Source organism: Streptomyces sp. NPDC055400, assembly GCF_053644375.1.
The window spans coordinates 583,126-609,772 of record NZ_JBSHLM010000005.1 but is presented as its reverse complement, the minus strand read 5'-3'; the positions used below and the strand labels follow the sequence as shown (position 1 = coordinate 609,772).

24 protein-coding genes, 1 pseudogene and 1 riboswitch are annotated in these 26,647 nt (G+C 70.5%); of the genes and pseudogenes, 11 read left to right on the top strand and 14 right to left on the bottom strand.

What is annotated here, in order from left to right; all coding sequences use genetic code 11:
• Window positions 1-53: 53 nt before the first annotated feature.
• Window positions 54-458, bottom strand: coding sequence for a thioredoxin (gene trxA, locus ACWIGU_RS16950; protein ID WP_266677954.1), 405 nt, complete (start codon window positions 456-458; stop codon window positions 54-56).
• A gap of 127 nt (window positions 459-585) precedes the next feature.
• Here trxA and ACWIGU_RS16945 point away from each other — a divergent pair, with 127 nt between their 5' ends.
• The 3 genes from ACWIGU_RS16945 to ACWIGU_RS16935 all read left to right on the top strand — a co-directional run bounded on the left by ACWIGU_RS16945 (window position 586) and on the right by ACWIGU_RS16935 (window position 3,611).
• Window positions 586-2,010 (top strand): dihydrolipoyl dehydrogenase family protein, encoded by a 1,425-nt coding sequence (locus ACWIGU_RS16945; RefSeq protein WP_454401576.1) that lies wholly within the window; start codon window positions 586-588, stop codon window positions 2,008-2,010.
• A gap of 408 nt (window positions 2,011-2,418) precedes the next feature.
• Window positions 2,419-2,573, top strand: a riboswitch (cobalamin riboswitch).
• A gap of 37 nt (window positions 2,574-2,610) precedes the next feature.
• Window positions 2,611-2,832, top strand: coding sequence for a CbtB domain-containing protein (locus ACWIGU_RS16940; protein ID WP_100593014.1), 222 nt, complete (start codon window positions 2,611-2,613; stop codon window positions 2,830-2,832).
• A gap of 20 nt (window positions 2,833-2,852) precedes the next feature.
• Window positions 2,853-3,611, top strand: coding sequence for a CbtA family protein (locus tag ACWIGU_RS16935; RefSeq protein ID WP_454401574.1), 759 nt, complete (start codon window positions 2,853-2,855; stop codon window positions 3,609-3,611).
• A gap of 539 nt (window positions 3,612-4,150) precedes the next feature.
• Here the strand turns inward: ACWIGU_RS16935 and ACWIGU_RS16930 are convergent.
• From ACWIGU_RS16930 to ACWIGU_RS16920, 3 genes are all read right to left on the bottom strand, one after another.
• Window positions 4,151-4,741: a histidine phosphatase family protein gene (locus ACWIGU_RS16930; protein WP_454401572.1), complete on the bottom strand. Its 591-nt coding sequence runs from the start codon at window positions 4,739-4,741 to the stop codon at window positions 4,151-4,153.
• Between the two features lie 81 nt (window positions 4,742-4,822).
• The gene (locus ACWIGU_RS16925) at window positions 4,823-6,007 is read right to left on the bottom strand and encodes a methyltransferase (RefSeq protein ID WP_454401570.1); all 1,185 of its coding nucleotides are present in this window, start codon (window positions 6,005-6,007) and stop codon (window positions 4,823-4,825) included.
• A 199-nt stretch (window positions 6,008-6,206) separates the two neighbouring features.
• Window positions 6,207-6,560 carry a tetratricopeptide repeat protein gene (locus ACWIGU_RS16920; RefSeq protein ID WP_454401568.1) on the bottom strand — a complete coding sequence of 118 codons (354 nt, stop codon included), beginning with the start codon at window positions 6,558-6,560 and terminating at the stop codon, window positions 6,207-6,209.
• 121 nt (window positions 6,561-6,681) lie between these two features.
• On the opposite strand from ACWIGU_RS16920, the gene ACWIGU_RS16915 reads away from it, so the two are divergent.
• From ACWIGU_RS16915 to ACWIGU_RS16900, 4 genes are all read left to right on the top strand, one after another.
• Window positions 6,682-7,647, top strand: a complete 966-nt coding sequence (locus ACWIGU_RS16915; protein ID WP_454401566.1) for a pirin family protein — start codon at window positions 6,682-6,684, stop codon at window positions 7,645-7,647.
• 551 nt (window positions 7,648-8,198) lie between these two features.
• Entirely contained in the window at window positions 8,199-9,146 is a 948-nt protein-coding gene (locus ACWIGU_RS16910) for a 2OG-Fe(II) oxygenase family protein (RefSeq protein WP_454401619.1), read from the top strand.
• 108 nt (window positions 9,147-9,254) lie between these two features.
• Entirely contained in the window at window positions 9,255-10,712 is a 1,458-nt protein-coding gene (locus ACWIGU_RS16905) for an amidohydrolase family protein (RefSeq protein WP_454401564.1), read from the top strand.
• A complete protein-coding gene (locus tag ACWIGU_RS16900; RefSeq protein WP_454401562.1) occupies window positions 10,709-12,238 on the top strand; it encodes a nucleobase:cation symporter-2 family protein in 1,530 nt (509 codons plus the stop codon). Before ACWIGU_RS16905 ends, ACWIGU_RS16900 begins: the two co-directional genes overlap by 4 nt.
• A 54-nt stretch (window positions 12,239-12,292) precedes the next feature.
• Here ACWIGU_RS16900 and ACWIGU_RS16895 read toward each other — a convergent pair.
• The 3 genes and pseudogenes from ACWIGU_RS16895 to ACWIGU_RS16885 all read right to left on the bottom strand — a co-directional run.
• Window positions 12,293-12,865: pseudogene (locus tag ACWIGU_RS16895) on the bottom strand (NADP-dependent oxidoreductase); the annotation flags it as partial.
• Window positions 12,866-13,108: 243 nt separating this feature from the next.
• The gene (locus tag ACWIGU_RS16890; protein WP_454401560.1) at window positions 13,109-14,164 is read right to left on the bottom strand and encodes an aldo/keto reductase; all 1,056 of its coding nucleotides are present in this window, start codon (window positions 14,162-14,164) and stop codon (window positions 13,109-13,111) included.
• Window positions 14,165-14,183: 19 nt separating this feature from the next.
• A complete protein-coding gene (locus ACWIGU_RS16885; protein ID WP_454401558.1) occupies window positions 14,184-14,525 on the bottom strand; it encodes a hypothetical protein in 342 nt (113 codons plus the stop codon).
• 118 nt (window positions 14,526-14,643) lie between these two features.
• Between ACWIGU_RS16885 and ACWIGU_RS16880 the strand changes: the two genes are divergently transcribed.
• The gene (locus ACWIGU_RS16880) at window positions 14,644-15,213 is read left to right on the top strand and encodes a TetR/AcrR family transcriptional regulator (RefSeq protein ID WP_454401556.1); all 570 of its coding nucleotides are present in this window, start codon (window positions 14,644-14,646) and stop codon (window positions 15,211-15,213) included.
• Window positions 15,214-16,013: 800 nt separating this feature from the next.
• On the opposite strand, the gene ACWIGU_RS16875 is transcribed toward ACWIGU_RS16880, so the two are convergent.
• From ACWIGU_RS16875 to ACWIGU_RS16865, 3 genes are all read right to left on the bottom strand, one after another.
• A complete protein-coding gene (locus ACWIGU_RS16875; RefSeq protein WP_454401554.1) occupies window positions 16,014-16,388 on the bottom strand; it encodes a VOC family protein in 375 nt (124 codons plus the stop codon).
• Between the two features lie 402 nt (window positions 16,389-16,790).
• Complete coding sequence (locus ACWIGU_RS16870; protein WP_454401552.1) at window positions 16,791-17,699, bottom strand: GH32 C-terminal domain-containing protein; 909 nt, start codon at window positions 17,697-17,699, stop codon at window positions 16,791-16,793.
• Window positions 17,699-17,989, bottom strand: a complete 291-nt coding sequence (locus tag ACWIGU_RS16865; protein ID WP_454401550.1) for a hypothetical protein — start codon at window positions 17,987-17,989, stop codon at window positions 17,699-17,701. The genes ACWIGU_RS16870 and ACWIGU_RS16865 overlap by 1 nt, the downstream gene beginning before the upstream one ends.
• Window positions 17,990-18,041: 52 nt before the next feature.
• Here ACWIGU_RS16865 and ACWIGU_RS16860 point away from each other — a divergent pair, with 52 nt between their 5' ends.
• Window positions 18,042-18,326 carry a GH32 C-terminal domain-containing protein gene (locus tag ACWIGU_RS16860; RefSeq protein WP_454401548.1) on the top strand — a complete coding sequence of 95 codons (285 nt, stop codon included), beginning with the start codon at window positions 18,042-18,044 and terminating at the stop codon, window positions 18,324-18,326.
• 1,061 nt (window positions 18,327-19,387) lie between these two features.
• Here the strand turns inward: ACWIGU_RS16860 and ACWIGU_RS16855 are convergent.
• Entirely contained in the window at window positions 19,388-19,591 is a 204-nt protein-coding gene (locus ACWIGU_RS16855) for a cold-shock protein (protein ID WP_454401546.1), read from the bottom strand.
• A gap of 243 nt (window positions 19,592-19,834) precedes the next feature.
• Complete coding sequence (locus ACWIGU_RS16850) at window positions 19,835-20,170, bottom strand: MerR family transcriptional regulator (RefSeq protein ID WP_454401544.1); 336 nt, start codon at window positions 20,168-20,170, stop codon at window positions 19,835-19,837.
• Window positions 20,171-21,539: 1,369 nt separating this feature from the next.
• Here ACWIGU_RS16850 and ACWIGU_RS16845 point away from each other — a divergent pair.
• Both ACWIGU_RS16845 and ACWIGU_RS16840 read left to right on the top strand, forming a co-directional pair.
• Window positions 21,540-22,772, top strand: a complete 1,233-nt coding sequence (locus ACWIGU_RS16845) for a serine hydrolase domain-containing protein (RefSeq protein ID WP_454401617.1) — start codon at window positions 21,540-21,542, stop codon at window positions 22,770-22,772.
• A gap of 103 nt (window positions 22,773-22,875) precedes the next feature.
• Window positions 22,876-23,727 (top strand): acyl-CoA thioesterase, encoded by an 852-nt coding sequence (locus tag ACWIGU_RS16840; protein ID WP_454401542.1) that lies wholly within the window; start codon window positions 22,876-22,878, stop codon window positions 23,725-23,727.
• A gap of 173 nt (window positions 23,728-23,900) precedes the next feature.
• Here the strand turns inward: ACWIGU_RS16840 and ACWIGU_RS16835 are convergent, their stop codons facing one another.
• Both ACWIGU_RS16835 and ACWIGU_RS16830 read right to left on the bottom strand, forming a co-directional pair.
• Window positions 23,901-24,599 (bottom strand): FadR/GntR family transcriptional regulator, encoded by a 699-nt coding sequence (locus tag ACWIGU_RS16835; RefSeq protein ID WP_454401540.1) that lies wholly within the window; start codon window positions 24,597-24,599, stop codon window positions 23,901-23,903.
• 72 nt (window positions 24,600-24,671) lie between these two features.
• Entirely contained in the window at window positions 24,672-26,630 is a 1,959-nt protein-coding gene (locus ACWIGU_RS16830; protein WP_454401538.1) for a hypothetical protein, read from the bottom strand.
• Window positions 26,631-26,647 lie beyond the last annotated feature (17 nt).

The following is a 26,647-nucleotide window of genomic DNA, read 5'->3' as shown; positions in this document are numbered from 1 at the left end:
CGCCGGGCCCGTACGGAAGTACGGGCCCGGCGGCCGTCGGTATAGGGGTGGCTTCAGGCCTGCTCGGCGCCCGCGCCGTCCTCGCCCGCCTTGGCCTGCTGCTCGGCGATCGACTTGCGCACCTCGTCCATGTCCAGCTTCCTGGCCTGGCCGATCACGTCGTCCAGGGCCTCCTGCGGAAGCGCCCCGGGCTGGGCGAACACGGCGACCTGGTCGCGGACGATCATCAGCGTCGGGATCGACTGGATACCGAACGCCGACGCGAGCTCCGGCTGGGCCTCCGTGTCGATCTTCCCGAAGACCAGGTCCGGGTTGGCTTCCGCCGCCTTCTCGTAGACGGGCGCGAACTGCTTGCACGGCCCGCACCACGACGCCCAGAAATCGATCAGCACGAACCCGTTGTCCGTGACCGTCTGGTCGAAGTTCTCCTTGGTGAGCTCCACGGTGGTGCTGCTCATGATGTGCCCTCTTCCTGCTTCCTGGTTGCGGTGCTGAAGCCGCTGTTCACAACAGTCCTGGTAATGGACGTATTCCGCGCGCGTACCCGTGTGGCCCCGGCGCACACCTGCGACCACACTGGGGCTCATGACGGATGAGAACACATACGACGTGGTGGTCCTGGGCGCCGGGCCGGTAGGGGAGAACGTCGCGGACCGGGCACGGGCCGCGGGCCTCAGTACCGCGGTGGTGGAGAGCGAGCTGGTCGGCGGCGAGTGTTCCTACTGGGCGTGCATGCCCAGCAAGGCCCTGCTGCGCCCGGTCATCGCACGGGCCGACGCCAGGCGTCTGCCGGGTCTGCAGCGGTCCGTGGAGGGTCCGCTGGACGCGCCCGCGGTCCTCGCCCGCCGTGATGAGTACACCTCACACTGGAAGGACGACGGCCAGGTGAGCTGGCTGGAGGCCATCGGTGCCGACCTCTACCGGGGCAAGGGCCGCCTCGCGGGCCCCCGCCGGGTCGCGGTCACCGGGCCCGACGGGACCGAGCAGGTCCTCACGGCGCGGCACGCGGTCGCGGTCTGCACGGGCACGCGCGCCGCGCTCCCCGACCTCCCCGGCCTGGCCGACGTAGAGCCGTGGACGAGCCGCGAGGCCACCAGCGCGCAGAAGGTGCCGGGCCGTCTCGTCGTGGTGGGCGGCGGAGTCGTCGCCGCGGAGATGGCCACGGCCTGGCAGGCCCTCGGCTCGCAGGTCACGATGCTCGTACGGGGGTCGGGGCTGCTGTCCCGGATGGAGCCCTTCGCCGGCGAGCTGGTCACCCAGGCCCTCGTCGAGGCCGGCGCGGAGGTACGGACCGGCGTCTCCGTGAAGGGGGTCACCCGGGAGGGCGGCACCGTCGTCACCACCCTGGACGACGGCTCGACCCTGGAGTCCGACGAGATCCTCTTCGCCACGGGCCGCGCGCCCCGCACCGAAGACATCGGCCTGGAGACCGTCGGCCTCGAACCCGGCTCCTGGCTCCCCGTCGACGACAGCCTCCGCGTCGAGGGCAGCACCTGGCTGTATGCGGTCGGGGACGTGAACCGTCGCGCGCTGCTGACCCACCAGGGCAAGTACCAGGCCCGTATCGCGGGCGCGGCCATCGCGGCCCGCGCCCAGGGCATCCCGCTCCTGGAGACGGACCGCTGGGGCGCCCACGCGGCGACCGCCGACCACTCCGCCGTCCCGCAGGTCGTCTTCACCGACCCCGAGGCGGGCTCGGCGGGCCTCACGCTCGCGGAGGCCGAGGCGGCGGGCCACCGCGTCCGCGCCGTCGACTACGACATCGCCTCGGTGGCGGGGGCCGGTCTGTACGGCGACGGCTACCGCGGGCGGGCCCGCATGATCGTCGACCTCGACCGCGAGATCCTCCTGGGCGTGACGTTCGTCGGCCCGGGCGTCGGCGAACTCGTCCACTCGGCGACGGTCGCCGTCGCGGGCGAGGTCCCGATCGACCGCCTGTGGCACGCGGTCCCGTCGTATCCGACGGTGAGCGAGGTGTGGCTGAGGCTGCTGGAGACGTACCGCGGCTGAGGGATGTCCCTCTGCGCGTGGCTGTCCGGGCGAGACACGATGCCCCCCGCCCGGACAGTCTCACCCCGGGGCCAGGACGCGGAGAGCCACTCGGCGGGAATCGCCTCAAGTCCCTTGCGCAGCAGGGTCGCAGCCTCGTCGGCGCCGGGCACGCGCGGCGAGTGGATGTCCGCCCTCGCCCGCACCGGTCTCACCGACCGCGCGCACCGCGACTGGCACACCTGTCCGGCGGCGAGCGCCGGCGCGTCCAGATCGCCCGGGCCTCCGAGGCCACCGAGCCGGGCGAGCGCCCGTACATCCGCTTCCTGAGAACCTCCGCGTCCTGAGGGAGACTTGCCAAACCGCAGGTCAGGACGTCCTGGTGCCGGTCATGGCCAAGGTCACGCCGGGCGGCCCGGTCTTGGCCGTGCGCTCCGCACGCGGTACGGTCTCTCCGATATCGACGACGGCGAAGCGGAAGCCGGTGGGAATCCGGCACGGTCGCGCCACTGTGAGACGAGCTACTCGCCCGGACGGGCAAGGACCTCGCGAGTCAGACCCGCAGCTGTCGTACTTGTGCACCACCGAGATGGGACGCGAACTCCCAGAGGAGGTCCTGCCATGGCGCAGACCGTCGCTCAGCCGACAGCCACCACCCCCGTTCTTCCCGCAGCACTGCCCCTGAAGGCGATTGCCCCTTGGGCGGTCTTCTTCGGCATCCTGATGCTGGTCCTTCTCTACTTCGTCGGCGCCGAGCAGGGCGCCACGGCCGTCGTCTCGGGCGAGGGCGTGCATGAATGGGTGCACGACGCCCGCCACCTGCTCGGCTTCCCCTGCCACTGACGAGGGACGCCGCAAAGCTCATGAACTCCGCAACAGTGAGAAACCTTCTCGTACGCGGCATGCTCGCCGGCCTCGGCGCCGGCCTGCTCGCCCTGATCGTCGCCTACCTCCTCGGCGAACCCAGCGTCGACAGCGCCATCGGCTACGAGGAGGCCCACGCACCCGCGCACCACCACGAGGTCGAAGTCGTCAGCCGCAGCATGCAGTCCACCGGCGGCCTCGCCACCGGCATGCTGCTCTACGGCATCGCCTTCGGCGGCATCGCCGCCCTCGCGTACTGCTTCGCGCTCGGACGCGTCGGCCGCTTCACCCCACGGGCCACGGCACTCCTGCTCGCCGGCACGGCCCTGCTCGCCGTGTACGTCGTGCCGTTCCTGAAGTACCCCGCCAACCCGCCGTCCGTCGGCGATCCCGGCACCATCAGCAAGCGCACGACGCTGTACTTCCTGATGATGCTGCTCAGCGTGCTCCTCGTCCTCGCCGCGGTGATCATCGGGAAACGGCTCGCTCCCCGCCTGGGCACCTGGTACGCCACCGTGGCCGCGGTCGCCTTCTTCGTCCTCGCGATCGGGCTCGCGTACGCGTTCCTGCCGGTCGTCAACGAAGTGCCGAGAGACTTCCCCGCCACGCTGCTGTGGCGGTTCCGCACCTCGGCCCTCGCCATCCAGCTCACCATGTGGACCGGATTCGGCCTGATCTTCGGTGAGTTGGCGCAGCGTCAGCTCGCCCCGCGCGCCGAGGCCGTCGCGTGCGGCAAGGCAACTCCCGTACCCCGCTGAGAGAACCGCGCCACAGCCCGGACCCAGACAGGCGATCGAGCGCAGAGGGCCGCCGGAACCATCCGGTCGGCCCTCTCGCTTTCTTCCGAGGGCGGAGACCCGCGTGGCCAGACACCCCCAACCGCGCCACATCACACTCGGCGGCCGCGAGGCGGTCGCGCTGACCCTGGAGGAGTACGAGCAACTGATCGCCGGCAGGCGGCAGATCGGCGGTCAGAGCGCGCGATTACGCGTCCTGGCGCAGCGGGCGAAAGAGAGCGAGGAGCTGCTGAGGGAGATCGAGTCACTGGTCGGCTGCCCGTCGCACGGGTGCCACGGCCCGCGGGACCGACGGGGGAGCGAAGGTCCGGACGGCGAGGCGGACGAACCCGCGAGAGCGACGGACAGCGACTGCCTGCGGTGTGCGCTCGCGGCACTGCTCCTGCGGCATCGGGCTTCAACGGGCGGGCCTCCGGAGGCAGTTGGAAGGGAGTGCTGCTCACCGTCGAGCCAGTAGGGAGCAGCGATGAGCAGGTGGTCTACTCAGGGTCTGCTCCGGGTCAGCTCCCGGCGCCGTCCTCGGGCGGGCCGAGCGCCCGTCCGAGCCGGATATTCCAGCGCCCGGAGCGCCCGCTGACATCGGTCGCCGTCAGGGGCGGTACGTCGAGCCGCCAGAACGCCGATCCGGGCGCGTCGAGGATCGTGACGGCCACCGCCCTCACCACCTCCGGCTCCACCACGGCGAGCGTCCGGCCGTCGAGCTCCGCCGACGCGTCCAGCCGGCGCGCGACCCGTTCGCACAGGGCCCGTACGGACTCCCCGCCGTGCGGCGCGGCGGCCGGCTCGGAGAGCCAGAGGGCGAGGCCGGCCGGGTCCTCGGCGCTCACCTCGTCGAGCGTCAGGCCCCGCCAACGGCCCACGTCGAGCCCGGCCAGCTCCGGCGCTTCGACGGCGGCGAGTCCGAGGGCCGTCGCCGTCTCCCGGCAGCGCACCGTGGGGGAGACCAGCAGCCGCTCGGCCGCGGGCAGGGAACCGGCCGCCGCCCGGGCCCGTGCCGCGGCGCTCGCGTCGAGCGGACACCCGTCATCGAACCGGGCCTCCCGCAGCGACCGGCTCGTGGCGGCAGAGATCAAGGTGACGCGGCTGGTCACGGGTTCGGTCCTGTCCTTGATGCGTGGGGCGACCGGGCAACGTGCCGTGCCCGCGCCTCCCCCTCGTGGCGCCCGGCGCGCCTATGAACGCGGCTCGCGCTCCTTCTTGACGGCGCGCAGGACCACGAACTTCGGGTCGCTGGCGATGAGTTCACTGTTGCCGAACAGGCGGCGCAGCTTCACGTGGTAGCCGAGGTGGCGGTTGCCGATGACCCACAGCTCACCGCCCGGACGCAGCGCGTCCCGCGCGTCGGAGAACATGCGCATGGCCGTGGCGGCGGTCGTCGCCTGGTGCGAGTGGAACGGCGGATTGTTGAGGACGAGGTCCGCACTGCCCGCGGGGAGCTCCGTGAGACCGTCACCCACGAGGAACTCAGCCCTCGCCTCGGGGTGTTCAGAGGGGTCGATGTTCGCCCGGTAGGTCGCCTCGGCCGACGCCACCGCCTGGAACGACTCGTCCGTGAACACGATCTCGGCGCGCGGGTTCTCCAGCGCCATGGCCGTACCGACGACGCCGTTGCCGCAGCCCAGGTCCACGACGCGCTCGGCGCCCTCGCTGCGGGGCAGGTGCTGGAGCAGGAAACGGGTGCCGATGTCGAGGCGCTCGGCGCAGAACACACCGGCGTGATTGGTGACGGTCCGGCCCGACACGGGGCCGACGCCGTCGGGCAGTGCGTACGTGTGCGGCCACGGGTTCCGCGGCCGGGCGAGCGCCGGGAACGGCGTGGTGAAGATGAGCCGCGCCTTCTTCTCGGCGAGGGAGGTGCGGGTCGGGCCGATGATCCGCTCGAACAGCTTCAGCGTCGAGGTGTGGATCTCCTTGACCATGCCGGTCCCGATCACCACGGTGTCTTCGTGGACGGCGGGCGCGATGCGGTGCAGCTGGTCCTCGAGGAGCGCCAGGCTCTTGGGGACGCGTACGAGCAGGACGTCCACGCGCTCCGGCGGGGTGTCCTGGGTGGTCAGCAGGCGCACGGCGTTCTCGTCGAAGCCGGCCCGGTCGAGGTTGGCGCGGGTCGCGCGCTGCCCGAGGTAGGAGTCGGAGATCGCGGTGGGCCGGTCGCAGTGCCCGGCCAGGGACGTGGCGAGGGCGCCCCACCGGTCGCCGATCACGACCACCGACCCCGCAAGACCGGTGGCGCTGTCGGCGAGATGCCGCAGCAGGTACTCGTCCGCGGCATCCCACGCGCGCAGCGGGTCGCGGGGATCCTCGGGGAAGCGGGCGAGGTCGAACTCGCCCCATGACGTCTCGAAACGGTTGCTCATCGTCCCGCCAGGCTAGCGGAGCCGCAGATCAGCGGGGCCGGGGGCGGGGCCGTAGCGTGCCCGAATCGGGGCCGACCGTCCGTACGGCCGGCCCCCGACCGTACGGACAGGGCGCCCCCGGCCGTACCGCTGAGGCGGTCCCGGCCGCACGGCTCAGGCGGTCCCGCCGTACCGCTCACACGGTCCCCTGCCGTACCGCTCAGGCGTCGCCGAAGTCGCCCGCGAACGCGGCCGCCATCCGCAGATGCGGTCCCGCCTCCTCGTGGCGGCCCTGGCGCTCCAGGGTGCGGCCCAGCATCAGACGGGCGTAGTGCTCGACCGGGTCACGCTCCACGACCGTGCGCAGCTCGGCCTCGGCGCGGCCCAGCTGGGCCGAGTGGTAGTACGCGCGGGCCAGCAGCAGCCGCGCCGCCACCTGCTCGGGGATCTCGGCGAGCAGGTCGTCGAGGATCTGCGCCGCGAGCGTGTACTCCTTGGCGTCGAAGAACTTCCGCGCGCGCTCCCAGCGCTCCGCCGGGGTGCCCTGCGTGTAGTAGTTGACCGTGTTCACCACTGGTGCCTCCTCGACCGCTGTCAACGGCACGGACCCGGCGCATATTCCGTCCTGGTGAGCGCGCGGGTCCACCCGTACGCGTGCCTGACGGGACGGCCGGGACGGGTCTAGGTTGTGAGCCATGAGCAATCTTGATCGCGAGGCGGTGCCGACCATGTGCGGCGGCCGGGGCTTCGTCGTGGCGGAGCCCGTACGTGAACTCCTCTCCCCCCGGCGCGTGAAGCTCGGCGAGTCCACCGAGGTCCGCAGGCTGCTTCCGAACCTCGGCCGCCGCATGGTCGGCGCCTGGGCCTTCGTCGATCACTACGGGCCCGACGACATCGCCGACGAACCCGGCATGCAGGTGCCGCCACACCCCCACATGGGGCTGCAGACGGTGAGCTGGCTGCACGAGGGGGAGGTGCTGCACCGCGACTCCACGGGCAGCCTCCAGACGATCAGGCCCCGCGAGCTGGGACTCATGACGTCCGGACGGGCCATCAGCCACTCCGAGGAGAGCCCGCGCCCGCACGCCCGCTTGCTGCACGGCGCGCAGCTGTGGGTCGCCCTGCCGGACAGCCACCGCCACACGGAACCCCGCTTCGAGCACCACGCCGACCTGCCCAAGGTCACGGCCCCCGGTCTGAGCGCGACCCTGATCCTCGGCGAGCTCGACGGCGCCGCGTCACCCGGCACGACGTACACGCCCATCGTCGGCGCGGACCTCAGCCTCACGCGCGGGGCCGATCTCAGCGTCCCCCTCGAGCCGGACTTCGAGTACGCGGTCCTGTCCATGTCGGGCGAGGCTCACGTCGACGGCGTACCGGTCCTGCCCGGCTCCATGCTCTACCTGGGCTGCGGCCGCACCGAACTCCCCCTGCGCGCCGAGTCGGACGCTTCCCTGATGCTCCTCGGCGGCGAGCCGTTCGACGAGGAACTGATCATGTGGTGGAACTTCATCGGCCGGTCGCAGGATGACATCACTCAGGCCCGCGAAGACTGGATGGGCGGGTCGAGGTTCGGGGAGGTGAAGGGGTACGACGGGGAGCCGCTGGCTGCGCCGCAGTTGCCGCCCGTACCGCTGAAGCCTCGAGGCCGAGTGCGTTGAACTGCATCTTTGCGGCGTGAACTATACGGGGCCGGGCAGGCGGTGAAGTCGAGGCCCGTCGGCGCCCCATGCGCACCGCGGAACCCCCGGGGGTGTTCCGGGCCACTCGGGCGCGGTACCACTGACCATGGGCAGGGTCGGAGGCCATCCGTTCCAGCCGTGACGTTCGAGGGGCAACTCGCTGTATGGGCCCCTTGGGCGACGTACGCCGCGGGTGCGGTGTACGGGAGACCGTTACGCGAGCGACACCCGGTGTAGCGGCCCCGTAACAACCGGCGGCAAGACTTCCAGGCATCGCGCAGCATCCAACGGGCCGGGAAATGCCCGAGGGCTGCCAGCTCACGTCGCGTCCGGCAGTACGGCCGGGCGCGAGCGTGCCCGGTCCGCCGCAAGCGGGCCGGTGGAAGCGTCGGGGGCGGTGACCGCGCTTCGTTCCCCCCGTGCGCCCGGCACAGCCCGGGCCACCCCGAACAGGGAGAACCACGTTGCCCACCAATCACTACGCACCGGCCGTCCCGAACGCGGAAGCGGAACTCGACCGGGAGCGGCTCATGGGCCGGGCCGCGGGCACCGCAACCGAGGCGCGGGAAATCAAGGTCGTCGACCTGACGGACTTCGACCGCCGCCGCGCCGAGATCACTGACGAGCTGTGGCAGGCCGCCACGGAGACCGGCTTCTTCCAGTTGTCCGGCCACGGCCTCGCCGGCATCGAGACCGATGCCGCGTTCGCCGCCGCCGAGGCATACTTCGCGCTTCCGGAAGAGATCAAGCGCGGGCAGGCACTGAAGAAGGACCTCAACGCCGGCTGGGAGTACCGCAGTCAGGTGCGCCCCTCCACCGGCACGCCCGACGAGAAGGAGTCCTACCAGCTCACCCGCCCGCACATGGCGGGCCTGTGGCCGGACGAGGACGAACCGGCCGGTTTCCGCGACACGCTCCTGGGCTTCGAGGCGCGCTGCCACGCTCTCGCCATGCAGGTCCTGTCCTGCTTTGCCGAACGCCTCGGTCTCGCGCGGGACTTCTTCGCCGAACGGCACGACCCGGCAAGCCCGGCTCACCAGAGCACGCTGCGCCTGCTGCACTACTACGCCGTCCCCGAGGAGGCCCGCGGACGTTCCGACGGTGCCTGGCGGGCCGGGGCCCACACCGACTTCGACTGCCTGACCCTGCTCTTCCAGCGGGACGGTCAGGACGGTTTGCAGGTGTGCCCCGGCAGCGAGGCCGACACCCGGGCCTGGACCCCGGTGCCGGCCAGTTCCGACCTGATCACCTGCAACATCGGGGACATGCTGATGCGATGGAGCGGCGACCGGTTGCTGTCCAACTTCCACCGCGTCGCCCCGCCCGCGCCCGATGGCGACCATGGACCGCGTTACTCGATCGCCTACTTCGCCCAGGCCGACCGGGACGCCGTGATCAGCTCGCCGGACGGGCGGCACGCCCCGATCACGGCCGAGGACTACCTGCGGCAGCGCATCGCCGCCAATTTCGGCGGCTGACCCCGCCCCTCCGCCGTTCTGCCTCCGGCGGCCGGCCGCCGCGCCCTCGTCATGCGCGTGGGCCGTGGCGGCGGTCGCCCACCCCCGGACCGAAAGCGGGGTACTCCCATGCCCGAACCACTGCGCGAACAACAGCCCGGACCGCGCCCCTGTGCTCTCCTCCTGTCCGGCGCCGAGGTCGTCACCGTGGACGACGAGCGCACCGTATACACCGTCGGCTCGGTGGCCGTCGACGGCGACCGGATAGTCGACGTCGGCCCGGCCCAGGAGGTCGACGCCCGCTGGCAGCCGCGCCGTACCGTCGACTGCCGGGGCCGGGCGATCGTGCCCGGCTTCACCGATGCCCACACCCACCTCTTCCAGTCCCTCGCCCGCGGGATCGGTGACGGCGAATCGATCTGGCCCTGGCTCAACCAGTTCATGTGGCCCTACGCCATACATCTCGACGCGGAGGACGCCCAGACCGCCGTCCGGTTGAGCGCGGTCGAGGCGGCCCGCGCCGGCATCACCACCGTCGTCGACCACCACTACGCGCCCAGCGACCCCGAGACCGTTCTGGCCGTCGCCGACACCATCGAGGAGGTGGGGCTGCGCGGCGCGGTCGCCCGGGGCATGCTCGGCGACCGCACCAAGGTGGCGGACGCGCGTGGCCTGCCCGACGCGCTCCACCGGTACGGAACCGCCGAGGAACTGGACCTGACCCGTCAGTGCATGGCGGCCCGCGGCCCCGACGCCCGCGTCCGCGTCTGGCCGGGCCCGCTCAACCTCTCCTACGCCGACCAGGACCTGGTCCGCGGCGCGGTTGCCCTCGCCAGGGAGCACGGGACTCGGTGGCACACCCACTGCAGTGAGGGTGCCAAGGACCCCCAGAGCTACCTGGACATCCACGGTGTACGCCCGGTGACCTGGCTGGCGCGCGAAGGCCTGCTCGACGGGAGTGCGACCCTCGCCCACGCCGTGTGGCTCGACGATGAGGAGACGTCGGCGGTCGGCGCGGTCGGCACCAACGTCGCCCACAATCCCTGCTCCAACGCCTACTTGGCCTCCGGCACGATGCCCTGGAGGCCGCTGCGCGAGGCCGGCGCGGTGGTGGCGCTCGGCACGGACGGGCCGAGCGCCGGAGGCCGGCAGGACATGTTCGAGGCAATGAAGCAGGCGTTGTTCGCGCAGCGCCTGGCCACCCTCGACCCGGCCGGGGCGCGCTGCGAGGACGTCCTGCAGGCGGCCACCCGCGATGGTGCCCGGTGCGCGGGTGTCCCGGACGCCGGAGTCCTACGCCCCGGCGCCCTGGCGGACCTGGCGGTCGTGGACCTCACCGGCGTGGCGGTGCAGCCCGTGCACCGGGCCGTGTCGGCACTGGTGTACTCGGCCCGCGCGGGCGACGTGGTGATGACGCTGGTCGGCGGCCGGGTCGTCTACGAGGACGGCCACTGCCCCGGCATCGACGAGGAAGCGCTGAGCGCAAGGGCCCGCGAACGGGCGCACCGCCTGGTGGAGCGCGCCGGCTTCGGCACGCTGACCACACCGTGGCGGCACAGGACAGGACGACTGGAGGGGACGTCATGACGGACACGACGCACGCACCGGGCGGTACTCCGGCCACGCACGCGGCCGACGAGAAGGGGCCGACGGATTCGCCGGGCACCCGTACCCCGCATGCAGCCGGGCTGCGGCACACGAGCACCACCGACGGGCGCTGCGGCGCGGATGCGGATGCGGATGCGGATGCGGGCCCGGCTTCCGGCGTCGACGCCGTCGACGCCGTGCCCGTGTGGTGGCGGATCGTCGCGCTCGGCCTCCAGCACGTCCTGGCGTTCTACGCGGGCGCCGTGGTCATGCCGCTCCTGGTCGCCCAGGGCATCGGCCTGTCCGCGGCGGACACCGCCTCGCTGGTCAACACGGCTCTCGTCGCCTGCGGTGTGGCCACGCTGCTGCAGACCGTGGGCCTGCCCGGTGTGGGCATCCGGCTGCCCGTCGTGCAGGGCATGTCGACGGCGGCCGTTCCGTCCCTCGTCTCGGTCGGCGTGGCGGCGGGCGGAGCACGCGCCGGGCTGCCGACCGTGTTCGGCGCGGTGATCGTGGCCGGGCTTGTACTCTTCCTGGTCGCGCCGGTCTTCGGGCGTCTCGTGCGGTTCTTCCCGCCGTTGGTCACCGGCACCATCGTGACCGTCGTCGGCGTGACCCTGATGGCGGTGGCCGCCCGGCAGGTGGGCGGGGGCAGCCCGGACTCGGCCGGTTTCGGTGCCCCGGTCCAGCTCGGCCTCGCTGCCGTCACCCTCTCCGTGATCGTCGTCCTCTACCGGTTCGGCAAGGGTTTCGTCACCTCCGTCGCGATCCTGCTCGGCCTGGCGGCGGGCACGGTGGTCGCGGCGCTGACCGGGCGGGCCGACTTCTCCGGCATCGGCGACGCCGCCTGGTTCGGGATACAGCCGCCACTGCACTACGGCATGCCCCGCTTCGACGTCATGGCGGTTCTGGCGATCGTCCTCGTCATGGTGATCATCGCCGTGGAGTCGGTCGGGCAGTTCTTCGCCATCGGGGAGATCGCCGGACGCGGGGTGGACGAACGCGACATGAGCCGCGCGCTGCGCGCCGACGGCCTGGCCACGGTGGCGTCCGGACTGCTCAACTCCTTCCCCACCACCGTCTACAGCCAGAACGTCGGCCTGCTGCGCCTCACTCGCGTGACCTCACGCTGGATCGTCGCGGCGAGCGGCGTGATGATGCTGCTCCTCGGCCTCGTTCCCAAGGTGGGGGCGGTGGTTGCGGCCATGCCGCCGGCCGTCCTCGGCGGCGCCACCCTCGTCCTGTTCTCCACGATCGTCGTGGTAGGCATGCAGATCCTCGTCAAGGCCGACCTCTCGGAGGCGCGCAACACGGTGCTCGTCGCCGCGAGCCTCGGCATCGGCTTCCTGCCCACCGCGTATCCGCAGTTCGCCGAGCGCATGCCGACCCGGCAGCTGCAGATCCTGTTCGAAAGCGGGATCATGCTGGGCACGCTCGCCGCGGTGGTCCTCAACCTGTTCTTCCACCACGTCGGGCGGCGGCGCATGCCCCGGCAGGAGCCGACGGTCACGGTCGAAGCGAGGTGACGCGGGTCGGGACCCGGCCGCCCGGTCACAGGCAGGTCCGCGGCCGGGCTGGTCTCAGTCGTTGTCGGGCACCATCGTCACCGCGACCTTGCCGGCCTTGGTGCGGCCCTGCTCGACGTACGCCATCGCCTCGAGGGTCTGGTCGAACGGGAAGGTCCGATCGATGACAGGGCGGAGCTTCCCGCTGTCGTAGAGAGCCCCGAGCTTGCGCAGCTGGGAGCCGTTGGCCTGCATGAAGAGGAACTGGTATCGGACGCCCAGCGACTTGGCCTGCTTGCGGACCTTGCGACTGAGAATGTTCATGACCGCACCCATGAACGAGGGGGCGCCGAGCTGCTTGGCGAACCCGGCGTCCGGCGGGCCGACGACACTGATGGCCAGGCCGCCGGGCTTCAGCACGGTCAGCGACTTCTCCAGGTTCGCCCCGCCCACGGAGTCCAGCACCAGGTCGTAGCCGGACAGCACCTTCGAGAAGTCCTCCTTGGTGTAGTCGACGACCACGTCGGCGCCGAGGCTCCTGACCAACTTCTCGGAATCGGCGCGGGCGGTCGTCGCCACGGTGGCGCCGAGGTGCTTGGCGAGCTGGATGACCGTCGACCCGAGGCCGCCGGCGCCGGCGTGGATGAGCCTTCTGGCAGCCGCTTGCCGGAACCTCCACCCAGTCCGCGACCCTCCGAAGCCATCCCGAAGAACGCGGTCGGCAAAATCGACAAGGCCTCGTTGCGGGCCAAGGGCGCTCGAATTCCTCGAACCACAGCCGGCGCCCTGACCCGCCGATGGCTCCGCTGTCCGCAACGTCCAACTGGGCAAGCGCGCAAGGGGGTGACTCCGATCGCTTCCGCAGCGATCGGAGCCACCCCCTTTCGCGCGTCAGGCCACCGGCGTGGCCGGGGCGATGACGCGTCCGGCGTCGCCGCCCTGGATCCCGCCCAGAGACTTGGCGATCCCCTCGTGAGGAACTCCGAGCGGGACCGCGCTGACTTCGGACAGGCGGGTGAACTGCTCGGGGGTCAGCTGGACGTCCAGAGCGCTCAGGTAGCTGTCGAGCTGGGTGACGTTGCGCGGCCCGATGATCGGGAGGAGCGAGGTCGCGGCCCGGGCAGCGCGCTCCCGCACCCAGGCCACCGACAGCTGGGCAGGCGTCACGCCGGTCTCCTCGGAGAGGGCCAGGACGGTGTCGACGACGGCGGTCTTCTGGTCGGTGTTCTCGGTGTGGATGACCACCCCCAGATCGCTGAGGCGTCCCTCGGTGCTGCGGCGGTACTTGCCGGTGAGCAGTCCGCCGCCGAGCGGGGACCACAGCGCGGCGCCGAGCCCGAGGCTCTCGGCCATCGGCAGGAGTTCGCGGTCGGCGGTCCGCTCGACGAGGCTGTACTCGTGCTGGATGCCCACGATGGGAGCCCAGTTCTTGAGGTCGGCCAGGGTCACGGCGCGCGAGACGCGCCAGGCGGGGAAGTTGGACAGGGCCGCGTGGTGGATCTTGCCGGCGCTCACCAGGTCGTCGAGTCCGCGCAGGATCTCCTCGATGGGGGTGAGCTCGTCGGGGAAGTGCAGCCACAGCAGGTCGATGTAGTCAGTACCCAGGCGCTTCAGGCTGGCCTCGACCGAGGCGACCATGTTCTTGCGGCTGTTGCCCGTCTTGGAAATGCTCGGCTGCGGCGTGGCTCCGAGGGTGAACTTGGTCGCCAGGACGAAGTGGTCCCGGTCGGCGGAGATGAACTTTCCCGTCAGCTCCTCCGACTCGCCGAACTGATAGGTGTCCGCGGTGTCCAGGAAGGTGCCGCCCGCTTCCGCGAACCCGTCGAAGATACGGCGCGCCTCGTCCGGCTCGGCGCCGGCACCCCAGCCGGTGCCGAAGTTGGCCGTGCCGAGCGCGTACTCGGACACGCGCAGTCCTGTCTTGTGTCCGAAGGTCGTGTAACGCATCAGGTCTCCTCAGTGTTGCTCAAATATTGGTGGGGGAGGGGCGGATGGTGGCGCCGAGAGGTCGGCGACACGCCGTGTTCGGTGCGGTGGCCAGGTTCTGCCTGACGTACCGGCTGGCGTCGTCGGCGAGGATCTCGGTCAGGCCCTGTTCGATGCCGGCCAGGGCCTGGGCCGCCACATCGACGGGGTCGGCCTTTCCTCCGGCGGGGACGGCGGCCATGTCGGTGTCCATCCAGACCGTCTCGGGACGGCGCCCCGCCGCGTGCACCTTCGCTCCGCGCACCACAAGCCGGGCGGCCGGCTGGCGTCCCAGCCCTCGGTTGGCACCGGTAACCACTGAGGCCGCGTCCTTGAGTTCCATTGCCTGCTTCCAGTGCCTGCGCACGGCCCCGGCGCTCGGACCCACGAGTTAGATTTCGATCGAAATCTAAAAGCACTCTAGAATAGATGATGACCGAAATCCAAATGAGGAGGTGCCGATGGGCCGCGTATCGCAGGCACAGGCGCAGGAGAACCGCGAGCGGATCGTGGACACGGCCTCGCGGCTGTTCCGTGAGCAGAGCACACACGTCAGCGTCGCCGACCTCATGAAGGCCGCCGGCCTGACCCACGGCGGCTTCTACAAACGGTTCGCCTCCAAAGAAGCGCTCATCGACGAAGCCACCACCCACGCCTTCGACGAACTCACCGAACGCTGGACAGTCACACTCGAGCGCCACGCCGGGCGTGAAGAAGCCGCCCGGCAAGCGCTGATCGATGCCTACCTCTCCGTCGAGCACCGCGACAACGCGGCGGATGGCTGCCCGGTCGCCGGACTTGCCGCCGACATGGCGCGTGGAACCGGTGAGCGTGAGTCCCACCGCGCCTACGCAGAGGGCGTCCGTGGCTTCGCTGATCGGCTGGCCGCTGACAATGACGGGGGCGCGGAGGGCATCGCCCGGTTGTGCACGATGCTCGGGGCGCTCGTCCTGGCCCGGGCCACGAAGGACTTCCCGCTCTCCGAGGAGATCCTCGCCACGGCGCGTGCGGCCTTGGCGGCGAGCGACTGACCGGGATGTGCTGGATGGGATGGCAGCACTGCCTGGGTGAGTGACGGCCGTGTTCGTCGGCTCTCCATCAGGGCACAGGTCCGCACTACGGTGGCCGCGCTCGGAGCCGCTCGTCAGGCGGACCGGAGAAGTACCCATTCGCGGCTCGGAGGGAACCGATGGCAACAGCCCTGCCCTCGCGTGCGGGGAGCGTCACGATCAGCAGCCCGGCTGGGCAGCCTGTGGCGACATGCAGCGCCTGCCCCTTGCCCATAGTGGTTACGGGTCTACTGGGGCACCGGAAATTGGACGGCACTTTGCGCGCCACTTGACCGAGTCTCAACTGCCCGCGCACCTGCGAATCTGTCGGTGCCGCGAGCGGTTCTGCGCATGGCATCGCCGACAAGTACCGTGCTCCGGGCCGCTTCGACTCCTGCTCATCCGGGCAGACCAAGGGCGGACCTGGCACCTTGCCGACGTCTGCGATGCCTGCGCCGCCGCGATCCCTCACGCCGCTGCCGTCCGAGAACCCCCAGCACGCATCACCACTGACCTCGCGCACAGACCTCGAGTGGCAGAGCTCCTGCGGATGTCTCAAGTGAGGACGGTGAGTGGGTCGAAGTGCCCTGATGGAGGGCGAGCGGCCTGGTCTGAGTTGGCGGTGACGGACCCGAGTGCACCGCCCGGCGGGCCCCGTAAGGCCAACCGATGGAATGCGTTGACCTGCTGAAACGCGGCGGCATGGGCGTGGGCATCCCGTGAAGGAACGTGGAGTCTCCCAGTGAACCGCGGTACGCAGCAGGACAACGGGACCGATGGACTCAGTGGAGGCAGAGACAGAACGGGTGGCCGGCCGGGTCCGCGTAGACCCGCCAGTTGACCCCCGGGCGGAGCTGGTCCGTTCGCTCCAGCACGGTCGCCCCGAGGGCGAGCGCCCGCTCCTCCTCTGCGTCGAGGTCGTCCACGTCGAAGTCCAGGTGGAGCTGCTGCGGGCGCTCCTGGCCGGGCCACTCGGGCGGTTGGTAGCTCGCCACCCGCTGGCAGGCCAGCGGTGTCCCCTCGAACCCCTTCACGTCGACCCAGCCGGCATCCTCAGGGTCCGCTACCGCCCGGCCGCCGAGGAAATCCGCGTAGAACTCGGCGAGCCGTACCGGATCAGCGCAATCCAGCACGACCGCCTGCACCTTTCGAATCACTTCCGAACACCCCTCGCTCTTCGGCGGGATCCGCGATCCACTACGCGAACATCGCCCGCTCACGCCCCGAATCGATACCCCGAACAACACAGGTGAAGGCAGCCACCGCGAGTATGGCTACCACGGTTGGACCTGGCAGCCATACTGCGCCGCGCTGGGCGTGCATCGGGTTGCGCGAACGGATACAGCGGGAGCCCTGCGGCCCGTTCAGCCTCCTGGTCCCGGTCTCCGCGGCCCCTCACGAGCGTGGCGCATGCAGCGCTCACCGCTCTCGGGCGCCAGCGGTCCCGTCCGCCGGCCCAACCGGTGCCCATCCCTCCGCCACCGACCACGACCTGCACTCGTCACGGGCAGCCGGTGAAGGCGCCCCGGCTCCGGAGCGCCCTGGCCCGGCCACCGGATTCAGAGCGCCCTGCTCCCCATCTTCCAGACGGTCAAAGACGTGACGGTGCTGCCCTCGCCGAAGAGCTGCAGGCCCAGGGAGTCCTTGCGGGCGGGGTACGCCCGGGTGGTGATGGAGCGGTGCGCGTTCGCGTACGCCTCGATGATCGAACGGTCGACGAACACGTCCAGCGTCAGCTTGCCGTCGTCCAGGGCGAGTTGGCCCTTCTGGATTCCGAGGTCCGGCACCGCGCTGGAGACGTTGCCGGAGCGGGTTCGGTCCACTCCCAGCTCTGAGGCAGCCGTGTCGTGGAAGAGGCGGGTGCGTTCTTCGTCACCCGGGCTGCGCAGCACGTCGAGACCGAACGTGGCAGCGCTGCCCGCCTCCATCACCAGCTTGATGTGGAGCAAGTCTCCCTTGACCGCGGCCAGGGCGGTGTTCGCGTCGGCTACGGACGTAGGCCTGTCGATGGCCAGCAGAGCCTCTCCGGCGTGGAGGTTCGCAACCTCGGCCACGGGCTCGAAGGCGAGGTCTCCGTCCTCCCGCATGGTCAGCGCGATCGGGAGTCCCGCGTTGTGCGCCCATCCGGAGTCGTAGTGCCCCTGTTCGGAGCGTCGGTCCTGGGCGATGGTGAAGACGAGGGAGCGCCCCCTGTCGTCGACCATGCCGCTGGGGCCGGTGAAGTGGTCACCGTAGTCGAGCAGGCGCGGCTCGGTGTCGTCGGGCGTCCAGGTGCGGGAGAGGCCTTCCCAGGTGCCGACCCAGTAGAAGACGTACTTGCTGCTGTACTCGCCCGGTCCTGCGGGGAAGGCGGGGTTGACGAGCAGTGCACGGCGCTCGCGGCCTTGTGCGTCCTTCCCGATGGGCAGGAAGGTGGGCAGTTCCCATACCTGCCCTGTCTTGGGGTGGGCGGCGACGTCCCCGACCATCAACGGCCCACGTAGGTCCAGTCGGTGAGGTTCGTGGAGGTGTAGAGGAGTGCCGTGCCGCCGACGTCGGTGCCCGACGGGGTCTGGACGCCGGAGCCCACCAGTTGGAACCAGGTGTCGCCCTCCTTCCAGACGAACGGGTCCCGGAAGTCTCCGAAGCGGACCTTGCGATCCGCGCCGACGTCGAGATCGGCCCGCTGGCTGATCACGAGCGTGGGAAGGGTGGTCTCCTCGGCCCCGCGCGCGATCCAGGTGGAGTAGCCATCGAAGAGCAGTGCCCCGGAGAGCACTCCGTCCGCGTCCCGCTTCGGCTACCTCGACCTGGAGATCCGGGACGGTGCGTTGAAGGTCGACCGAGGGCACGCCTCAGCCGACACCCGGGCGTATGTGGGCGCTTACAGGATGCCGCTGCCCGAGCTGGTCCCGGGAGGGGAGATCGAGCTGCGGATCATCCTGGACCACTCCATCGCGGAGATCTTCAGCGGAGCCGGAGAGGCCCTGACGATCCGCTTCTACCCCGCAGAGTGCGATACATGGACCTTGGTGTCCCGTGGCATCGCGACCGACGAGGTCGATGTGACCGTGGAAGCGCATGCGCTGCGGTCACCGGACGCCGCTCCCGCGTAAGCGCGCGTGGGCGGTGGGGCGTGGCTGGGACCGTACGTATCGCGCCACCTGTGTGCGTACGGTCATGCGGCCTGCCCTCAGTCGCACCGGCGCGAGCTCCTCGACGCCAACTCATGTGTCTTCCTGCCGTCGAGGTAGACCGGTCAGGGATGCGCCAGGCCTCGCGGCCACATATCGGTGTCCTTACCGTGGCGGGCCACCGCCTCCGCCACGGCCCGCTGCCGGTCGGGTCCGGCGGCGGGCACGGTCGTGACGAGCGCAACCGCGCTGTCGGGGCTGTCAAGGACGGGCACGGGCGGCGGCAGCGGCAGTGGTGGGCGACGACGGGTGCGGCATCGGGAATCTGTCTCCTCAGCGCGAGCGAGGCGGAGGGTGGGGGTGTGCACGACGGATCAAGTCTCCGTGGCCGGACTGTCGCGCCCCAAGGGCCGCTGTTTCAGGATTCCGGGCGAGGTGGAGCGGCCGCCCCGCCTCCCACCGGCACTGGAGCCGACGGCAGAGCCGTCGGTCCTGCGGGGGCGGGAGGAGCGGCCATTCGTACGTGTGGGGTTCATTCAGAACCTTCCTTGATACGGCACGTATCAAGGGAATTCCCGCAGCGAAAAGCAGCGCGGGAACCACAAGAACGGGCCGAATGGAATGCGAAAAGAAATCTGGCTTGCAGTGAATCCAGCGTGAGGCGCAAGGAATGAAATGGGTGACGTCATGTGGATGTGGAATCCCGGACGTTTACCGGTGCAGCTCCGAAGAGCGCGCATCCCTGGGGAGTGTCTGCGGGCGCTGTTGTCCCACAGGTGACATCACTGCGGCAAACGCCTGCAGCTGGGGCCCGCACCCCGAGGGATGCGGGCCCCAGCTCCGGTGGCACCGTCGTGCCCGGCCCCCATCAGCCCGTACGCCGGTCTTCACACAGATCAGGGCCGCGCAGCTGTTGCTGCGCGGCCCTGATCACGTACCGCCCGAGACGCGGCCACCGTCACCTGAAGGCCGGCGCCCGCTGTTGCAGTGAACAGCTGGACCTGCCCGGGGGTGGCCGTACGCTTCGGCCGTGGTCGGGATGGTCAGGCGAGGTTGATGTTCTCGGCCTGGGGGCCCTTCTGGCCCTGGGCGACGTCGAACGTCACGGCCTGGCCTTCCTGGAGCTCACGGAAGCCCGAGGAGTTGATCGCGGAGTAGTGGGCGAACACGTCCGCGCCGCCGCCGTCCTGGGCGATGAAGCCGAACCCCTTCTCCGAGTTGAACCACTTCACAGTTCCCGTAGCCATGTCTCATGCCTTCCAGTCGATGTACGCCTCCCGCAACGCACGGAAGGCGGAGGTGATCGCCCTGGTTCCTGCGGCACAGCGCAACGCCCACGCCGAAGACGTGGGCGAAGGGAAACTTCCGAACCATGACAGCTGACGCAGACGCTACACGCCCGCACGCACTGTCACCATAGGAAACGCTCCACGAGTCGCACCGGACGCGGTGTGGGGGCGCCCCTCCGGTACGCGGCGGGGCGCCCTGCCTCAGGTCGCCGGCGGGCCGGACGATTCGGCGGCGCGGCGGTATTCGGCGTTGATGCGCTGGGCCTCTTCGAGCTGGTCTTCGAGAATGACGATGCGACAGGCAGCCTCGATGGGAGTGCCCTGATCGACGAGTTCGCGCGCGCGGGCGGCGATGCGCAGTTGGTAGCGGGAGTAGCGTCGGTGGCCACCCTCGGAGCGCAGCGGTGTGATGAGTCGGGCTTCACCGATGGCGCGGAGGAAGCCCTGAGTGGAGCCGATCATCTCGGCGGCCCGGCCCATGGTGTAGGCGGGGTAGTCGTCGTCATCGAGACGTCCGAACGAGTCGTCTGCTGTCATTGCACCTCTCTGTGGAACGCGTGGAGGGGCCCTGGTGCCGTGTGGCACCAGGGCCCCGAAGGAACTGCTACACCATCTGCCGACCCTATTACTTCGTCGGCCTGCTGTTTCCGCAGACCCGACCGATCTGATGTCGGGGTTGCGGGGATCGCGGTTGCTTGACCGGAGACCACCTCACTATCGATGTCCTGCGGTACCCGGGCCCAAGACTTCCGCCCGGGCGATCCTGATGGCGCCTGGATCCTCCGTTCTTTCCCTCTGAACCAATCACTTACTGAAGGGGAACTGCGTACTGCTACTGAAGGGGAACTGCGTACTGCTGGTACTTCGAACTGCTGGTGGCCTTCGACGGCGCCACCCTTCGGCAGCCAGCCCCGTCGCCCGTCCTGCATCTGCTCTGGCTTGGAACCCCACTGCCGAACCTCCCGGCACGCGCGCCCGCAGCCGACGCCTTTACCGAGGAACTACTGACAAACGCACTGCTGGTACTGCGAACTGCACCTACTGAACTGCTACTTCGGTACTGCTCACGGCGGCCCCTGATCACTGCGGGCCACCCGGTCCGGTTGTCAGTCCCGTCGCCGTCCTGCAACAACGCTGGCTTCGAAACTCCACCACCGCACCGTCCTGCGAACTGCTGTACTGCTGCCCGGCAGTTCGTCTCTGCCGGGCCTTCCTTGATCTCGGCTACGAGAGAAACCATAACTACGCCACCACCCAATGTCTACTCCGGCCGACATAGATTTCCGCATGTCGGGCAGAGAGGTAGTCGACCTTGACCACAGAAGCATGCGGTGACCCCACTCCAGCCGGGGCATCAGAGGGCGAGGCCGTGCATATGCCTGAGATTCTTAAGTCGGTGCTGGGGGCGCACGGCATGGACCAAGCTGATCGAGCCTGCCCCCGGGCAACCACTCATGCAGTACGAGTTGACCGTCTGGGCGCTGCGCACCGCGGGGCCCGCGCCGCTCAAACCGCGCGGTCGAGTGCGTTGAGCTGAGCGGCGGGCACGGCCGGACTCGCTGTGCACACCCGGGGTGCGCACGAGCGTGAGGCGAGTCCGCCTGCTCCAAGGCTGAGCGAATCGGGAACTCGTGTGGGCTGCAAGGGAGTTCAGGAAAATTGGCTACTCCCGGGAGAGGGGGACTGTCTTCTGGGATCATCGCCTGAGCTGAACCTGCGGGGGGCCTGGCACAAGTCAGCGAGGAGTTGGCGTGCCCGCTACGGGCAGCCGCGTGACCTGATCGGACGGAGTCCTGCGCGGCCTGGCCCGCCTGGGCCGCTCGTGGAAGCCATGAGCGCCGGACGGGCGCGGGTCCCGCGAGATCGAGCGCTGCAGGTATCGAACACTGAGGTGGGGAGATTGATGATGGGGACTGGCATGGGCGGCGGCTTCACCAAGACGGGGTTGAACAGGGTGCACGACGTGCTGTCACGGCATGTCGATTCAGGGAAGATCCCCGGCCTTGTCGCGCTGTTCAGCCGGGGTGACGAGAGCCATGTCGAAACGATCGGGACGGTGCGTCACGACGGCGGCGCGCCGATGCGCCGGGACACGATCTTCCGGATGGCCTCGACGTCCAAGCCGGTCTCGATCGCGGCGGCGATGGTCCTGCTCGACGAGTGCAGGCTGCGCCTCGACGACTCCGTGGACCAGTGGCTTCCGGAACTGGCCGACCGTCAGGTGCTGAAGCGGGTCGACGGCCCGCTGGACGAGACCGTGCCGGCGCGCCGGCCGATCACCGTACGGGACGTGCTGACCTCCACGTTCGGCCTCGGCATGGATATGACGGTGCTCGGCACGCCGATCATGAACGCCGTCTTCGAGCAGGGGATCACCCCCAATCTGCCGGAGCCGATGCCTGAGCCGGACGAGTGGATGCGCCGCCTTGGCACGCTTCCGCTGATGTACCAGCCCGGAGAGTGCTGGCAGTACCAGATCAGCAGCGATCTGGTGGGCGTGCTGGTCGCCAGGGTCACAGGGCAGTCGTTCGAGTCGTTCCTGCGCGAGCGCGTCTTCGAGCCGCTGGGCATGAAGGACACCGGGTTCCACGTGCCGGCCGACCAACTCCACCGGCTGCCGCCCCTGTACGCCCCCGACCCGGGGACCGGCGAGTTCCAGGTGTGGGACGAGGCCGAGACGGGACGCCACAGCGCGCCGCCGGCGTTCCAGGGCGGGGGCGGCGGACTGAACTCCACCGCGGACGACTACCACGCCTACTTCCGGATGCTGCTCAACGGCGGGATGCACGAGGGCGAACGGATCCTGTCGCGGGCCGCCGTCGAGCTGATGACCACCAACCGTCTCTCGCCCGAACAGCACGCCGCCCGTCACAAGTTGGCGGTCGACAACGTCCATGTGTCCCACGGTCAGGGGCAGCACGGCGGCTGGGGCTTCGGGATGGCGGTGCGCACCTACCGCGGTGACTACGCGCCCATCGGCCAGTTCGGCTGGGACGGCGGAAGCGGCACCTCGACCTATGCCGACCCGGACAACCAGCTCACCGGAATCCTGCTCACCCAGGTGGGGGCGTCCGTCCCGGATCCGGTGCATCTCATGCTCGACTTCTGGACCACGCTCTACCAGGCGATCGACGACTGATACCGGGGGACGGCGGTGACCCGATCCCGGCACCGGAACTGCGGCCGGGGGCGCTGATCACGAAGGGTGGACAGGCAGGGTGCGTGGCCTGGACACTTAACGAATGATCAACGGAGTTCTGGAGCAGGCGCAGCCCTTCGGCCCCCTCGGCAAGGGCGAGCGCCTCGCCCTGGAGGACGTCGGCTCGGGTGTCCTCCAGGGGTACTGCCACGCCGGCCGCGCGCCGCGGCGCGCCTATGGCGGGGTGGTCGTGGGCCAGGCCCTGGCCGCGGCGTACCGCACCGTCGAGGACGACCGCGCCGTGCACTCCCTGCACGCCTACTTCCTGCGCCCCGTCACGCCCGAGCGTCCCGCGCGCTACGTGTCCGACGTGGTGCGGGACGGGCAGAGCTACTCCGTGCGCCAGGTGACCGCCACCCAGGGCGGCAGGGACGCCCTCACAATGAGCGTCTCCTTCAAACTGCCACAGCGGGAAGGGAGTTGGCGCCAGCCCGGCATGCCCGATGTTCCGGGACCCGAAGGCCTCGACGACGGCTTCGCGTTCCGTCCGGCGGCCCATCCGCTGCGCACGGCGGTGGAGTACCGGAAGGTGCCGGACGTCCACGGCGCGGACGAGGGGCAGATCGAACGGTTCGGGTGGTTCCGCACGGTCGGCGCCCTTCCCGACGGCCCCGCGCTGCACGCCTGCGCCCTCGCGTACATCTCCGACGCACCGCTGGCCCCCACGGCCCTCGTACCGTACGGGGAACCGCGGCCTGCCGGCGTCGTGCTCGCCTCGCTCGACCACGCGATGTGGTTCCACCGCCCGTTCCGTGCCGACACCTGGCTCCTGTACGCCTGCCGCAGTCGCCTCGCGGGCGACGGGCGCACCCTGGCGTACGGGGAGTTCTGGGACCGGGAAGGCCGGCTCGTCGCGTCGGTCGTCCAGGAGGCGCTGCTGCGGACAGGCGAGTAGCCCTGGCCGCGTCATCGGCGCGTGCCTCCAGCTGCCGCCTCCACCGCAACCTCAGTGGCAAGATCCTCAAGCGCGTCCTGCGCCAGAACCCGGCCTCGCGCGAGCACTGAGCGGCGGGAACACGCTGATCGGCATGGCAGGACGGCGCAGGGAACCCAGGTGTGCGGCCGTGCCTAAGACACGGCGAGATCCTCGCCGGTCTCGTCGAGGTGCGCCGCCATGGCGGCGACCGCGTCGTCCGGTGCGCCGGTCGCGATGGCGGCCAGGATCCGCCGGTGGGCCGTGACCGTCGCCCGCTGGCTGTCGCCCCGGCGGGACCGCCCTTCGTAGCTGGCGAGCCGGAGTGCGGTGAGGATGTCCGAGAGCGACTCCAATACGAGTTCCAGCATGCCGTTCCCGGCCATGCGCGCGATCTCGTGGTGGAAGGCGAGGTCGAGGGCCACGAAGCGGTCGCGGTCCTCGACGGCGTCCTCCATCTCGTCGAGCAGCGCGCCCGCCGCGTCGGGGGAGGCCTCGCCGGACGCGACCCGCGCCGCCGCGCGGGATGCCAGCGCGCCCTCGATGGCGGCGCGCGCGTCCAGGACGTCCGCGAACTCCAACGACTGCTGGCGCAGCCGGAATTGGAGGATCTGCCCGAACACCCGCGCCGAGGGAACGTTGACCCTGGCCGGCCGGCCCTGGCTCGACACGAGGATCTCGCGGGCGGACAGCACCCGGATCGCCTCGCGCACCACGAGCCGGTTGACCCCGAACCGGGCCGCGAGTTCGCCCTCCGACGGCACGTCGTCGCCGGGCTCGAGCCCCGACTCCTCGATCAGATCGACGATCTCGCCGGCGACCTGGTCGAACAGCGTGGTGCGGCGCACTGCCACGTGGGAACTCCTTCAGGGGACGTGCCGGGCGGGCCCAGCGTACCGTCGGCGTGTTGGCGGGTATCAGGCGTGTCAGCTGCTCAGCACCACGTACTCCCACTGTCCGAGCGGGCGCGACAACAGTGGACGGTCGTCGCGCCAGGCCGCGGTGAGGCGTTCGCCCCTGGCCGTCACCTGGACCACCGAGCGTGGTTCCGGCATGCCCTGCGGCAGCCGGAGCCGGAAGTCGTCGGCCTCGTCCGGCGACGCGTTCCACACCACGACGCGCCAGTTCGTGGCGTCCGTCAACGCCTGCGTGACGAGCCACGGATGACCCGTGGCCCGCGCGTGCGCACCCCGGTTCAGCCAGTCGAGCACGGCGCCCAACTGCGCCTCGCGCTGGACGTTCATGAGGGTCATGCCGGGGGTGTGCGCGGGCCAGGGCGTGACGGCGACCCGGCCGCCCAGCGCGTTCTCATACAGGAGGAGCCCGCTGCCTGACTCGCAATCGAGCTGGTCGCGGACGATGCTGGCGACGCGCGCGTCCGGTGCGGGGTCGAACGCGACGACGGTGGAACGGTCGTAGCTCTCGGTGTCCAGGGAGATCGCGCAGCCGGGGCGCAGGGAGAACGCGGGGTCGGTGCAGATCTCGCGGGCGTACCCCTCGGGGGACGGCTGCGCCCCCGTCACGCCGATCAGCGGGCCGTAGCCGCGCTCGAAGAGGACCCGGGCCGCCACCGAGTCGAGCAGGAGCCCCTGGCCCAGCCACTCGCGCAGTTCGGCGTCCTCGAAGGCCCAAGCCGCCTCCCCTGACAGGGCGTTGACGCTCGCTCCGCGCCGGGCGGTCACGGCGTGGCCCGCGGCGCCGAGCAGTCCGGCCCATGAGCCGTGCGGGACGACGAGCGACCGCCAGCCCTCGCGCTCGGTGCGGGTGCGCCGTCCGGTCCGCTCCGACCAGGGCAGGCCGACGCCGATGGTCCGCAGGGTCTTCGGGAACGTCTCCGACAGCCAGTCGAAGGTGTCCCGCCATTCCGCGAGGAAGGTGGCGCGGCGAGGTTCGTCGTCCGGGTGGTTACCGAGGAAGTCGTAGAGGCTGATCGCGAGGCCGTCGCTGCCGAGGATGTGGGCCAGGGACATCTGGGCGCCCGTCTGGCGGAAGGACTTGTTCCAGTGTCCGTAGGGCCAGCACTCGATCTCGGGGAAGCTGCGGAGGCTATCGGGCTGCACCGTGCGCTGCATGTCCAACTGCTGGATCGAGCGCGGAAGTTCGGGTCCGGCGCCGTCGGAGTAGCCCCAGAAGTGCGGGCGGTGCAGGGCCGGGAGGTCCAGCCAGGACTGCCAGTCGCGGCCCTCGGCGGCGTGGGAGTCCGTGCGTGAGGACATCAGGCCGAGCCGGTCGCCGAGTATCTCGCGCCAGGACGAGAGGAGTTCGCGCTGCGTGGTGTCCCAGAAGTCCAGCCAGCGCTCCCGCCAGGGGTGCGGGTCGCCGGGCGCGGTACAGGCCGCGACCAGATTCTCGCGCGTCGTCTCGACGCCGGTGCGGCGTGCGAACTCGGCCAGGTGGAGCGGGCAGAAGCAGCCGCCCCAGTCGAGCGGGCGGTGGTTGTGCAGCCGGATGTCGTCTTCGATCCACACCGTGTCGACGTCCTCGGCCGCGTACAGGCGGAGAGTCTGCGCGAAGTACGCGCGCCAGCCGGGGTCCAGCGGGCACACCTGCACGGCGGCGGCCGTCCCGTGCTGGTCGGTCATCGTCTGCCAGGTCTGGCCGGGCTTGAGTGCGCGGGCCCAGTCGCCGTGGCCCACGGTGTGGCCGGGGTTGAGGCTCACGGCAATGCCCTCGGCGCGGAGCCGGGTGCGCCAGGGGCGCGTGGCCGCCAGCCAGTGCGCGACGCCGTCGAGGCTCTCGTGGCCGTCGTTGAACTCCAGGCCGAAGAGGAAGACGCAGATCTCCTCGGCTCGCGCCGCCCGCGCCAGGGCCAGCAGCCTGTCGCCGGCCTGCGTCGGATCGTCGGCCGGATCCACCTGGAGTCGGAGCACATAGCGTGAGGTCACTCGTTCGCACCTTCGGT